Below are 12,768 nucleotides of genomic sequence, written 5' to 3' on the forward strand. Positions count from 1 at the left end.
TATATGACATATGTAAATATTGGTGTGCTACTTGTTTTTTTATTGAACTTGTTAGCGGCAATTGTGACCGTCTTTAGAGAAAAACGTGATATTGCTGCAACATGGGCATGGCTTCTTGTCTTGATAGGTATACCTATTTTTGGATTTTTAATTTATCTTTTTTTTGGTAAGAAAATTTCAAAAGAAAAAATATTTGATATTAAAACACAGGGTCGTATGGGTGTTGACCAATTAGTAGATCAACAAAAAGAAGAATGGGCCAGAGGAGAATTAACAACAAGCGGTAAATATACTGATGATGTAAACGAAATCATGCATATGTTTTTAGAAATAGAGAAATCTATTTTAACTAAGAAGAATGAGGTTCAGTTATTTATTGATGGGCATGATAAGTTTAAGACGTTATTTCAAGACATTCGTAAAGCTAAACACCATATCCATGTTGAGTATTATGCATTCGAAGATGGGCATATTGGAAATGAACTATTGACGTTACTTGAAATGAAAGCAAATGAAGGTCTTGAAGTTAGAATCATCTATGATGCATTGGGATCAAAGGGAACTACTAAAAAATTCTTCAAACATCTTGAGGAATTGGGCGGTAAAGCAGAAGCCTTTCTGGGTTCACATTTTTCATTTTCAAATCTTCGTTTGAACTTTAGAGATCATAGAAAGATTGTCGTTATTGATGGTAAAATCGGTTACATCGGTGGATTCAATGTCGGTGATCAGTATCTAGGTGAAAGTGAGAAATTTGGTAACTGGCGAGATACACATATTCGCGTATTTGGAAACGCTGTCGGATCACTACAAAGTAGGTTCATTATGGATTGGAATGCAACTGCGAGAAATAATCAGATTAATTACCAGTCAAGTTATTTTCCACAAACTGTTACAAAAGGTAAAGTTAACATGCAAATTGTTTCTAGTGGACCTGATTCAGAAATTGAACAAATAAAAAAAGGTTATATTAAGTTAATTAATTCAGCTAAAAAATATATTTATATTCAAACACCTTATTTAATTCCAGATGATTCTGTTATAGAAGCGTTAGATATTGCGGTATCTTCAGGCGTTCAGGTTAGAATTATGATTCCTTGTATGCCAGATCATGCCTTTGTTTATCGTGCTACACAGTATTATGCGAAAGATCTAACGAATATTGGTGTAGAAATTTATCAATACAACAATGGATTTTTACACGCTAAAACAGTTGTAATTGATGAAATGGTTGCATCCGTTGGTTCAGCTAATTTTGATTTTAGAAGTTTTAAGTTAAACTTTGAAGCGAATGCATTTATTTATGATGTAGGTGTGGCAAGCACACTTAAAACAATTTTTGAAACTGATATGGAACAAAGTAGTCTTTTAACGAAAAGGTATTTTAATGATCAATCACATTGGTTGAAATTTAAGCAACAGTTTTCAAGACTTCTTTCACCGATATTATAGGAATGGAAACGCTTGACGTTTTTCAGGATGTATGCGATATTATTAATCGGAGACCAACACAAAGGGGAGCCGATTAATTTTGGCTGAGAGTGAAGAAATTCAGACCCTTGGAACCTGTTTGTTAATGCAAACGTAGGAATTGTGTGTAGAAGATTAACACCTTCTTTGTGCTTGGTTTACTAAGTCAAAGGAGGTTTTTTTGTTGGAAAGAAAAAAATTATTGATATTACTAGAAGGGGTCGTTATGGCCGCTTTAGCAATGGCGCTATCATTTGTTCCTAATCCGCCAAATATTGATATTGCACTAGGTGTGTTACCTATTGTGGTATACAGTTTACGACGCGGATTAAAAATGGGATTAATTATTGGGTTACTATATGGTATATTACCTATTTTAATTGGAACTGCGTTTGTATTAACGCCGGTTCAGGCTATCTTAGAGTATCCAGTTGCTAATTTGGTACTAGGATTTTCTGGGTTATTCTCTGCTCGTTTTTTAAGTCAGTTGCGTACTAAAAATATGCGTGGTGCCATACAATCACTGACTTTTGCGATTTTAATAGCTGTATTTCTAAAATACAGTGCTCATTTTATGGCTGGTATCATTTTTTGGTCAAAATATGTTCAATGGGGGCTTTCTCCAGTTGTGTACTCAGCAGTTGTCAATGGTGGGAGTATGATTATTAACATGATTATTGCTACCTTGATACTTAGTATCATACTTAAAAAAAGTCCAGGAATCTTCCTAGCTAAATAGAATAGACAGAAAAAGACGGATATAATAATCCGCCTTTTTTTATAAAAAAGGTTCCTAGCTAATTAAGCTGGGAACCTTTAAAATTTTTATTTTTAAATTAAGCGATTGACATAACTGCGGTTAAAACGACACCACCGACTGTTACAAGAATCATTAACCACACGACAAACATTGTGATTTTTTGGAATGTAGATTTCTTTTTCTTCATGTTTTACCCACCCTCTCAAATCTAATAGTGTAACTATAACTTTTTTATAAGTAAAATGTCAACTTAAAAGTAGTCATTTTTCTTTAAATAATAAGCAGTTAATAAACAAATTATTAACGTGATTAATTGTAACCACCAGAATGAAAAATGAGTGTCTGCACCAGGAAGGGATACGTTCATGCCGAACATACCGCCAACGATTGTTGGTATCGTTAAAATAATCGTCATCGACGTTAAGACCTTCATGATAATATTTAAATTGTTTGAAATAACTGATGAAACCATTTCACCATAATTCTCTAATATTTTAGTTTGAATGCTTGTCATTGTTTCGGCTTGTTGGTTCTCGATTAAAACATCTGTGAGTAAATCATCAGTTGCCTTTTGTTTGAAATGCTCATTTGAGTCAACCATAGATTGAAGTACTGGATTATTTTTCTTTAAAGCAGCATCAAAATAAACTAAACTTTTTTGCATTGACATCATTTGATAATATTGCTCATTTTTAGTTGCTTTAGCAAGTGATTTTTCTAAATTTTCGGTTTCTTGAATGATAGATTTTAACGCAACGACAAAACTTTGTGATAGATACCAAAGTAATTTCAAAGTGAATTGATCCGATGTTATCGTTTTAATTTGATGAATTGGACTATCCGCGATAAATTTACTGATAAAATCTGGTTCACTATTTGAGACTGTAATTATTGCATCATCTGCTAAGATAATTGAAAAAGGAAACGTTTGGTATTCTAAGTAGCCTAGCGAGTTTCTAATGCGATGAGGGTACTGCATTAAGACTAAGTCAGGAACAATATTTTGAGACAATCCTTCAGTTCTTGAATTTTCTTGATCATCTGAAATAGCGGTCATATAGTCTCGTGGTATAGCATACTTTTTAATAAGTTCATTTATTTCTATTTCAGAAGGATTTGTAACGTTAATCCAACATGATTTACTGTATTCTTTTATTTTTTGAATTGTACCTAACTCAGTTGATGTATAATATTCTATCAATATCAAAGTCCCCTTTATTCGAATAACATAATACATAGTATACCAAATTTTTTAAGCTTTCGTTAATTCAGACATCTAGTTGTTAAGATTAGTTCAAATACGCTATAATAGTAAACATAACTGTAACCTAAATTGAAATATATGGTAGAATCATCTATAATATAAGACATTGATTTTTATGAAAATGAGGGATGAAAATATGTGTGGATTTGCAGGTGTATTGAGCGACAGACAAAAAAATACCAATGATGATTACGATAAAATTGTTCATAATATGACAAAAATGATTGTTCACCGTGGTCCTGATGATTCAGGTTATTTTAGTGATGATGATATAACAATGGGATTTAGAAGATTAAGTATTATTGATTTAGAAGGCGGACACCAACCACTTTCATATGAAAATGAACGTTACTGGTTAACTTTCAACGGTGAAATCTATAATTATATTGAACTACGTGAAGCATTAGTTGCTGATGGTTATGAATTTAAAACAGATTCTGATTCAGAAGTCATTTTAGGTATGTATGCTAAGTACGGTGCAGAAGCTGTTAAGCAATTCCGCGGAATGTTTGGATTTGTTATCTGGGATACGCAAGAAAAAACACTTTTTGCTGCCCGTGATCAATTTGGGATTAAACCATTTTATTACGCTATAGCAGATGACAATTTTTATTATGGTTCGGAAAGTAAAGCTATTTATAAAGTTTTAAAAAATAAGACATTTGATAAAGATGCACTTCAAGATTATATGACATTCCAATTTGTACCAGAACCAGAAACGTTAACTAAAGAAATTGATATGTTACAACCTGGACATTATTTAACGAAAAAATTAGGCGAGAAGCCAGTCATTACACGATATTTTTCTGCCGAATTTCATCCAGTAGTTCGTCCAGAAGAGACATATATTAAACGTATTAAAGACGTCTTAATTGATTCAGTTGATAAGCATATGCGTGCCGATGTACCAGTTGGTTCATTCTTATCTGGTGGAATTGATTCGTCTATTATTGTTGCTATTGCTAAAGAATTAAATCCAAAATTAGAAACAATTTCAGTTGGATTTGAACGTGAAGGCTATAGTGAAATAGATGTTGCGCAAGAAACCGCAGAAAAATTAAATGTCGCTAATTTTAGTTCTGTTATTACGGCTGAAGCATTTATGAAGGCTTTTCCACATTTTATTTGGAATATGGATGATCCCTTGGCTGATCCGGCTGCTGTGCCTCAATATTTCCTTGCTAAAGAGGCCAGAAAACGTGTTAAAGTTGCATTGACGGGTGAAGGTGCTGATGAACTATTTGGTGGTTACACTATTTATCATGAACCTGAATCATTAAAAGGATTTAAATACACTAAACCAATTAATGGTGCGTTGAATAAAATTGCTCAAATGATGCCTAAAGGGATGCGTGGACAAAGTTTCCTTCTTCGAGGCACGACACCAATGGAGGATCGTTACGTTGGTAATGCTTTTATTTTTAATGAAAAAGAAAAAGAAGCATTCTTTAAAGACTATAATAAAAATCATCCATTCCAAAGTATTACTGGCCAATATTATAATGCATCAAAAGATTACAATAAAATAGATCAAATGCAATTTATTGATATGCATACATGGTTAAATGGAGATTTATTGCATAATGCCGATCGTACAACAATGGCACACAGCATAGAATTGAGAACACCATTTTTGGATAAAGAAGTTTTTGCAGTTGCTTCTGAAGTGCCTGCAGATTTGAGAATTGCACATGGAACAACCAAGTATGCTTTACGCAAAGCTGCTGAAGGTATCGTTCCTGACCATGTTTTAAATCGTAAAAAATTAGGTTTCCCTGTGCCTATTCGTTTTTGGTTAAAAGACGAAATGTATGACTGGGCTAAACAAATTATTAATGATTCTCAAACAGATGAATTTTTTAACAAACAATATTTCATAGATTTATTGGATGAACATCGTGCTGGTGTTAGAGATAACTCCAGAAAAATATGGACTGTCTTAACATTTATGGTATGGCATCGTATTTACATTGAAAGTGACATATTAGAAGATAGTAAAACAGTAACAGAAAAAGCTAAATAATAAATAGTGGGAGTTCAAAATAATGACAATTATGGTTCAGAAGTTTGGTGGCACATCGGTTCAAGACGATGAGTCGAGACGAGCAGCTTTAAAACACGTAAAATATTCAGTTGATAAAGGGTATCAAGTCGTTGTCGTTGTTTCAGCAATTGGGCGTAAAGGTGCACCTTATGCAACTGATTCATTATTAGGACTTGTCGATGGAGAGCAATCATTACTTTCTAATAGAGAACTTGATATGATTGTTTCTGTTGGTGAAACTATTTCTGCCGCAGTTTTTTCTGAATTATTGAATAAGGAAGGCATTAAAGCTGCTGCTTTAACAGGGCAGGATGCTGGAGTTGAAACAACTGATGAATTTCAGAATGCTAAAGTAATTAACATTAATACTGATTTAATTGATGAGGCATTTAAAGATGCTGATGTTTTAGTTGTGACTGGGTTCCAAGGTGCTACAAGTAAAGGTCAAACGACGACTATTGGGCGTGGTGGAAGTGATACGACAGCTGCATTACTTGGAGCAGCATTAGATGCTGAACGTGTCGATATTTTTACTGACGTGTCAGGGATGATGACTGCCGATCCTAGATTAGTTACAAAGGCAAAATTTCTAGAAACAGTCAGTTATGAAGAAGTTGCAAATATGGCTCATGAAGGTGCGAAAGTTATCCATCCTCGTGCAGTGGAAATTGCGCAACAAGCCCATGTTCCAGTTCGGATTCGCTCAACTTGGCAAAGTCCTGAAGAGATGGGAACCCTTGTGACCGACCGAAACTTAGGTGTAAAGCATTATCGTAGTGTAACTGGTATTGCTCATGTGACTGGACTCAGTCAATTTACAATTAAAACAGTTAATCATGCTCCAAAAGATGTTTTTAATTTGATGTCCAATAATAATTTGAGCGTTGATTTTATTAATATCTCACCTGGCAAAGTCCTCTTTAATTTGTTCAATGATGATGAAAAAAAAGCTAAACAACTTTTAGTAGATGCTGGAATTGATGTCTCAGTGCTTCCAAACTGTGCGAAAGTTTCAATTGTGGGAGCGGGGATGACTGGAACACCAGGTGTTACGGCCAAAATTGTAACAGCACTAGCTGAGAAGGATATTAATATTCTTCAAACAACTGATAGTTATACGACAATTTGGATTTTAGTTCAACAGGACGATTTAAAAACTGCTGTTAATGCATTACATGATGTCTTTTTAAGCAGTATCTAAAAGGGGTAATTTATGAAACTTTTACCATTTTTTGGAACTTGGTATGGGTCGATAATTTTAATATTTGGATATATTCTAATTTTAACTTTACTTAAACGTATTTTACGTAAAAATTGGCCTAAACGGTTGCAAATCATTGATTTTTTACCACCATTACTTCTTTTATTGACACATATTTTATCAGTACGAGAGTTTAATTTATCGATTACACCATTTATAATATTTTCTTGGTGCTTAATTGGTATTGCTAGTGCGCTTATGTATGCGTATCGAGATGGAGAATTAATTTATGCAAAATTTTTCAAGACCATTTGGAAAATTACTGATATTTATATGCTTGGATGGTACCTCTTAATGCTTCTCTTTTTAGTACTATTTTAAGGATATCGTCCTACATTTTTAATTATAAGTAATGTAAAAAACACTTAATCTAAAAAGGATTGAGTGTTTTTTTGTATATTATCATTTAAAATCATAATATTGGGGAATTCAGTGGTGGAATGTGGGGCATTGTGGTAAAATTTAAATAGTTACTATGAAGGGGGGCTGTACACAATGTTTATGGGCGAATTTAAACACACTTTAGATACTAAAGGTAGATTAATTATTCCAGCTAAATTTCGTGAGGAATTAGGTGAGAAATTTGTTATTACTCGAGGTATGGATGGTTGTTTATTCGGATATACACAAACAGAGTGGACACTCCTAGAAGAAAAGCTTAAAACACTCCCTTTAACAAAAAAAGATTCACGGGCTTTTGTAAGATTTTTATATTCTGCAGCTACAGAATGTGAATTTGATAAACAAGGCCGTATTAATATTCCAGTTCCTTTAAGAACACATGCTGATTTAGAAAAAAAATGTGTGCTAGTAGGTGTTTCAAACAGATTCGAAGTATGGAGTGAAGATCGATGGAATAGTTTTTCAGAGAGTGCATCAGAAAATTTTGATGAAATTGCAGAAAATATGATTGATTTTGGATTTTAAATAACACGTATGAAAGGGGATAAAACTATGACGACATTTGAACATGAAACAGTACTACTAAATGAAGCAGTAGATGGGTTGGCTATTAAACCAGATGGTATATATGTTGATTGTACTTTGGGTGGCGGTGGACATAGTGCCCTAATCCTGTCTCAACTAAGTACGGAGGGACATTTATATGCTTTTGACCAAGATCAAACAGCGATTACTTATAATGAAGGGCATTTAAAAAAATACATAGAAAATGGACAAGTTACGTTTATTAAACGCAATTTTAAAGATTTAAAAGCCGCGTTACTGGAACTTAATGTCACGGAAGTAGATGGTGTACTCTATGACTTAGGTGTATCATCCCCACAATTTGATGTCGCAGAACGAGGCTTCAGTTATCAGCACGATGCGCCGTTAGATATGAGGATGGATTTAAGTGCAGAATTAACAGCTAAAGAGATTGTTAATAATTGGACATATCAAGAACTTATTAGAATCTTTTTTAGATATGGTGAAGAAAAATTTGCAAAGTCAATTGCTCGTCAGATTGAAAATGCTAGAGAAAATGAAGAAATTGTTACAACTAGTCAATTAGTTGAATTAATTAAAATGGGTATTCCGGCTCGTGCAAGACGAACAGGTGGGCACCCTGCTAAAAAAGTTTTTCAAGCTATTCGAATTGCGGTTAATGATGAATTGGGTGTTTTAGAAGATTCATTAGAGCAAGCAATTGATTTAATTAATGTTAAGGGGCAAGTTAGCGTTATTACATTTCAGTCATTAGAAGATAGATTGGTCAAAACGATGTTTAAGGAACGAACAAGTTTACCAGAGTTACCACCGGGTTTACCTGTAATTCCAGATAATATTCAGCCAAATTATGCACTAGTTAATAAAAAGCCAATTTTACCATCAGAATTAGAATTACAGAATAATAGGCGTGCACATTCAGCAAAATTGAGAATTATAAAACGATTGAAAAAATAATATTTTATAATAAAGGGGTTACATATCATGGCACAAAATAGCACAGCACGACAAATGCCAAGAGAATATAAAGAAAATCCAAGACAACAACCTATACATAAAAAAACAGTGGGATCACAAAGTGTTGCATTTTCTAGAATTGAAAAATCATTATTTGGTTTAATTGGTGCAATTTCTTTGGTACTTATGCTTATGCTAGTTTCATCTCAGGTAGAGTTGTCTAATAGTAGTCAATTTTTACAAAATATTAACAGCGAAATAACAGCTATTCAAACTAAGAGTTCTGATTTGACACAAGAAGTGAACGAACTTGCCAGTAATGATCGATTAAATAGTATCGCTAATAAAAATGGTCTTAATTTAAGTGAGAGTAGAATAAGGAATGTAACGAAATGAATAATCAAAAGCAACGGATGATAAATGACATGAAAAAGAAACGTAGAAATAGGCAAAGGTTTGGTGTGCTACTAATCCTGGCCGTTTTAGCGATTCTTTTGATGTTTATCATTCGTTTTTCTTATATTGTAATAGGTGGAAAAGTTTCAGATGTTAATTTAAGTAGCCAAACACAGGCACTTTATGAAAATAGTCGAATTGATAAAGCAAATAGAGGAACCATTTATGATGATTCAAATCAACCGATTGCTGAAGATACAACAAACTACTCAATTTATGCAGTTCTATCAAAATCATATGTTGGTGCAAATAACAAAGCGTTATACGTTACTGATAAGAGTAAAGCTGCAAAAGTTATTAGTGATGCGATTGGAATGAAAGAATCTAAAGTTTACAATATTTTGAATGCAAAAAAAGGAACTTACCAAGTTGAATTTGGTAATTCTGGTAAAAACTTATCTTTGGAAACAAAAAACAAGATAGAATCAGCAGATTTAAAAGGTATTTATTTCACTGAAACACAAGCAAGATTATATCCAAATGGTGTTTTTGCATCACATTTAATTGGTGTGACAAAAAGCACTTCAAAAAAAGGTGATTCAACTTTATCTGGTGTAATGGGACTAGAATTAGCATTTAATAAACAATTAAGTGGAACAGACGGGTTAAAAAAGGTCCAAAAAGATAGTTATGGTTACCAACTACCAAACTCAAAGACAAAAACAAAAAAAGTTGAAAATGGAAATAATATTTATACAACCATTGATACAAAATTACAAACGTATCTTGAAACAACTCTAACTAACGTACAAAAAACATATAATCCTAAATCAATGAATGTTGTTATAATGAATGCTAAAAATGGAAAAATTTTGGCAGGAAGTCAACGGCCTACATTTAATGCAGATACCAAAAGTGGTATTTCAAAGATGTGGCGTAATACGCTAATTGAAGATAGTTATGAACCTGGCTCGACTATGAAAGTATTTACAATGGCAGCTGCTATTGAAAATAATGCCTACAATGAGAATGCCGTCTATAAATCAGGTGTTTTAAAAGTGGGAACTAAGATTGTTCCTGATTGGAATACATCTGGTTGGGGTTTAATCACTTATCGTGAAGGTTTCGCTCGTTCAAGTAATGTTGGTATGGCTAAGTTGGAACAAGCGATGGGGCATACTGCTTGGCTTAAATATATTAAAAAATTTGGTTTCCTGGAAAGTACAAATCTGGGATTAGCTAATGAAGCAAAAGGTAGTATTGAATTTCAATACCCAATTGAACAAGCAGATACAGCTTTTGGTCAAGGAATAAATGTGACAACTATGCAAATGATGCAAGGTTTTACGGCATTTGCAAACAACGGTAAGATGATCAAACCAACGCTTGTGGATAAAATTGTAGATCCTAATACTGGAAAAACAACGTATCAAGCTAAAACAACAAATTTAGGACAAGTTATTAAAAAATCAACGTCTAAAGAAGTATTAAGCATGATGCAAGATGTTATCTACAAAAATTATGGGACCGGTAATGCCTTTAAAATTGATGGTTACAAGATAGCTGCAAAAACAGGAACTGCCCAAATTTCGGATCCAAATGGAACTGGATATCTAACGGGTGATGCAAATTATGTCTTTTCAGTTGTAGGTATGGCGCCGGCCAAAGATCCAAAATATATTATGTATGTAACGATGAAACAACCACAAAATATGCAAGGTACCAGTGGTAATGCTATTTTGGCACAAATATTTAATCCATTGATGAAGAGGACTTTAGAAGAAGACAGTTCAACAGCGGTATCAACTGCAAAGACTAATGTAACAGTAGCAGACGTTACAAATAGTTCAACTTCATCAGCTAAAACAAAATTAAACGAACAAAATCTAGATATTGCAGTTATCGGACATGGCAGAACGGTAGCTAATCAGTATCCACCTGCTGGAACGACTGTATTATCCGGACGTAAAATATTGTTATTAACAAATGGTGAAATGATTATGCCTGATTTAACCGGTTGGTCAAAGAGTGATGCGGTGAATGCTGCAGAATTAATGAAACTAAACTTAACGACAACGGGTAGTGGTTATGTAGCAGCTCAAAGTATTAAGGCGAATACAGTTGTTAAAAAATCAACTATGGTGAAATTAACGTTAAAATAAAAAGGTGAATATAGATATGAGAGCAGATAAATTAATCCAAAGTTTAAAATTTAAACGAGTATCAACGGCGATTGATTCAGAGTTAGATATTAAGCTATTAACACAAGATACAAGAGAAGTTGTTGAAGATAGTCTATTTGTTGCTGTTGAAGGTTATACAGTTGATGGACATGATTTTGTGAATCAAGCGGTTGAAAAAGGTGCGAAGATTATTATTGCTCGTAAACCAGTTGATGTACCTGTTCCAGTCGTTTATGTCCAAGATACAAATCGTGCGATGGCAATTCTTGCCGATGCATTTTATGGCGTCCCAAGTCAGCAGATGAGAATGATTGGTGTTACTGGTACAAATGGTAAGACGACTGTTACACATTTGATTGAACAAATTTATCGTGACTTAAATCAAAAAACAGGTTTAATCGGTACAATGTATCGTAAAATAAATGATACACTGTATCCTTCGAATAATACAACTCCAGATGTTATTACATTGCAAAGAACTTTAGCACAAATGAAACAAGAAAAAGTTGAAACTGTTGCAATGGAAGTTTCTTCACATGCGTTAGTCTTAGGACGTGTATGGGGTATTGATTTTGATATCGCAGTTTTTACAAATTTGACACAAGATCATTTAGATTTTCATAAAACAATGGAAAATTATGCACATGCAAAAAGTATGTTATTTGCTCAGTTGGGTAATCATTATACTGAATCAGGCGACTCAAAAGTGGCTGTTTTAAATTTTGATGACCCAGTGGCTCGAACGTTTACTCAGTTTACTTCTGCTCAAATATTATCTTACGGTATCGAAAATGATGATGCCATGATTCAAGCTAAAAATATTGAAATTAAGAGTCATGGAACTGAGTTTGATTTAATTCTTTTTGGTGAAACAACTCATGTTACAATGCAATTAATCGGCTTGTTTAATGTTTATAATATGCTTGCTGCGTTTAGTGCCGCATATGCTGCTGGACTTGATGAAACACAAATTATTAAATCACTTGAAAAAGTGACTGGTGTTAAAGGTCGTTTTCAATTAGTGCCTTCTAAAACGGGTATCAGTGTAATTGTAGATTACGCGCACACACCAGATGGGTTATTAAATGTCTTAGAGACAATACAAGATTTTGCACAAAATAAAATTTATTGCATTGTTGGCTGCGGTGGTGATCGTGATAAAGGAAAACGTCCTAAAATGGCAAAAATTGCTGCTGACCATAGTGATTACCCAGTATTTACTATGGATAATCCTAGAACTGAAGATCCTAAGGAAATTATGGCAGACATGCTGACTGGAATTCCAGAAAATAGAGCAACTGTTATAATGGATCGACACGATGCAATTGCTCAAACAATAAAAAAGGCGCAACCAGGAGATGTTATTTTAATTGCTGGTAAAGGTCATGAAGATTATCAAATTCTTGGTCGAGAAAAAGTGCATTTTGACGATGTTGAAGAAGCATCGGGAGCATTAAATAAAAAATAAGAATTGAGTGAGGATAA

Annotated in this window: 12 protein-coding genes and 1 riboswitch; of the genes, 10 read left to right on the forward strand and 2 right to left on the reverse strand. The window is 33.5% G+C overall.

Annotated features, from left to right (window positions below; all coding sequences use genetic code 11):
- Positions 1-3: 3 nt before the first annotated feature.
- Both cls and thiT read left to right on the forward strand, forming a co-directional pair.
- Positions 4-1,452: a cardiolipin synthase gene (gene cls, locus AC1RPH_RS05520; RefSeq protein WP_481761673.1), complete on the forward strand. Its 1,449-nt coding sequence runs from the start codon at positions 4-6 to the stop codon at positions 1,450-1,452.
- Between the two features lie 52 nt (positions 1,453-1,504).
- Positions 1,505-1,608: riboswitch (TPP riboswitch) on the forward strand.
- Between the two features lie 46 nt (positions 1,609-1,654).
- Positions 1,655-2,209, forward strand: a complete 555-nt coding sequence (thiT, locus tag AC1RPH_RS05525; protein WP_481761674.1) for an energy-coupled thiamine transporter ThiT — start codon at positions 1,655-1,657, stop codon at positions 2,207-2,209.
- Positions 2,210-2,306: 97 nt separating this feature from the next.
- Here thiT and AC1RPH_RS05530 read toward each other — a convergent pair whose 3' ends face one another.
- Both AC1RPH_RS05530 and AC1RPH_RS05535 read right to left on the reverse strand, forming a co-directional pair.
- On the reverse strand, positions 2,307-2,417 hold the full coding sequence (locus AC1RPH_RS05530) for a DUF4044 domain-containing protein (RefSeq protein ID WP_409022359.1): 111 nt from the start codon (positions 2,415-2,417) through the stop codon (positions 2,307-2,309).
- A 63-nt stretch (positions 2,418-2,480) separates the two neighbouring features.
- The gene (locus AC1RPH_RS05535; protein WP_409022360.1) at positions 2,481-3,431 is read right to left on the reverse strand and encodes a magnesium transporter CorA family protein; all 951 of its coding nucleotides are present in this window, start codon (positions 3,429-3,431) and stop codon (positions 2,481-2,483) included.
- Positions 3,432-3,630: 199 nt separating this feature from the next.
- On the opposite strand from AC1RPH_RS05535, the gene asnB reads away from it, so the two are divergent.
- From asnB to AC1RPH_RS05575, 8 genes are all read left to right on the forward strand, one after another.
- Positions 3,631-5,517 carry an asparagine synthase (glutamine-hydrolyzing) gene (gene asnB / locus AC1RPH_RS05540; protein ID WP_481761723.1) on the forward strand — a complete coding sequence of 629 codons (1,887 nt, stop codon included), beginning with the start codon at positions 3,631-3,633 and terminating at the stop codon, positions 5,515-5,517.
- A 22-nt stretch (positions 5,518-5,539) separates the two neighbouring features.
- The gene (dapG, locus tag AC1RPH_RS05545) at positions 5,540-6,739 is read left to right on the forward strand and encodes an aspartate kinase (RefSeq protein ID WP_481761675.1); all 1,200 of its coding nucleotides are present in this window, start codon (positions 5,540-5,542) and stop codon (positions 6,737-6,739) included.
- A gap of 12 nt (positions 6,740-6,751) precedes the next feature.
- Positions 6,752-7,120: a DUF3397 family protein gene (locus AC1RPH_RS05550; RefSeq protein ID WP_409022362.1), complete on the forward strand. Its 369-nt coding sequence runs from the start codon at positions 6,752-6,754 to the stop codon at positions 7,118-7,120.
- A 174-nt stretch (positions 7,121-7,294) separates the two neighbouring features.
- Positions 7,295-7,726 carry a division/cell wall cluster transcriptional repressor MraZ gene (mraZ, locus tag AC1RPH_RS05555; protein ID WP_481761676.1) on the forward strand — a complete coding sequence of 144 codons (432 nt, stop codon included), beginning with the start codon at positions 7,295-7,297 and terminating at the stop codon, positions 7,724-7,726.
- A gap of 27 nt (positions 7,727-7,753) precedes the next feature.
- On the forward strand, positions 7,754-8,704 hold the full coding sequence (gene rsmH, locus AC1RPH_RS05560) for a 16S rRNA (cytosine(1402)-N(4))-methyltransferase RsmH (protein WP_481761677.1): 951 nt from the start codon (positions 7,754-7,756) through the stop codon (positions 8,702-8,704).
- Between the two features lie 27 nt (positions 8,705-8,731).
- The gene (gene ftsL / locus AC1RPH_RS05565) at positions 8,732-9,100 is read left to right on the forward strand and encodes a cell division protein FtsL (RefSeq protein ID WP_481761678.1); all 369 of its coding nucleotides are present in this window, start codon (positions 8,732-8,734) and stop codon (positions 9,098-9,100) included.
- Entirely contained in the window at positions 9,097-11,262 is a 2,166-nt protein-coding gene (locus AC1RPH_RS05570) for a penicillin-binding transpeptidase domain-containing protein (protein ID WP_409022366.1), read from the forward strand. The genes ftsL and AC1RPH_RS05570 overlap by 4 nt, the downstream gene beginning before the upstream one ends.
- 16 nt (positions 11,263-11,278) lie before the next feature.
- Positions 11,279-12,751, forward strand: coding sequence for a UDP-N-acetylmuramoyl-L-alanyl-D-glutamate--2,6-diaminopimelate ligase (locus tag AC1RPH_RS05575; RefSeq protein ID WP_481761679.1), 1,473 nt, complete (start codon positions 11,279-11,281; stop codon positions 12,749-12,751).
- Positions 12,752-12,768 lie beyond the last annotated feature (17 nt).

Source organism: Dellaglioa sp. CoH-57-MRSF-16 (assembly GCF_056782055.1).

Bases quoted from the DNA above. Each gene is read 5' to 3' on its own strand.
- cls (WP_481761673.1), top strand. From the start codon at position 4: ATGACATATGTAAATATTGGTGTGCTACTTGTTTTTTTATTGAACTTG.
- AC1RPH_RS05530 (WP_409022359.1), bottom strand. From the start codon at position 2,417: ATGAAGAAAAAGAAATCTACATTCCAAAAAATCACAATGTTTGTCGTG.
- asnB (WP_481761723.1), top strand. From the start codon at position 3,631: ATGTGTGGATTTGCAGGTGTATTGAGCGACAGACAAAAAAATACCAAT.
- dapG (WP_481761675.1), top strand. From the start codon at position 5,540: ATGACAATTATGGTTCAGAAGTTTGGTGGCACATCGGTTCAAGACGAT.
- AC1RPH_RS05550 (WP_409022362.1), top strand. From the start codon at position 6,752: ATGAAACTTTTACCATTTTTTGGAACTTGGTATGGGTCGATAATTTTA.
- mraZ (WP_481761676.1), top strand. From the start codon at position 7,295: ATGTTTATGGGCGAATTTAAACACACTTTAGATACTAAAGGTAGATTA.
- rsmH (WP_481761677.1), top strand. From the start codon at position 7,754: ATGACGACATTTGAACATGAAACAGTACTACTAAATGAAGCAGTAGAT.
- ftsL (WP_481761678.1), top strand. From the start codon at position 8,732: ATGGCACAAAATAGCACAGCACGACAAATGCCAAGAGAATATAAAGAA.
- AC1RPH_RS05570 (WP_409022366.1), top strand. From the start codon at position 9,097: ATGAATAATCAAAAGCAACGGATGATAAATGACATGAAAAAGAAACGT.
- AC1RPH_RS05575 (WP_481761679.1), top strand. From the start codon at position 11,279: ATGAGAGCAGATAAATTAATCCAAAGTTTAAAATTTAAACGAGTATCA.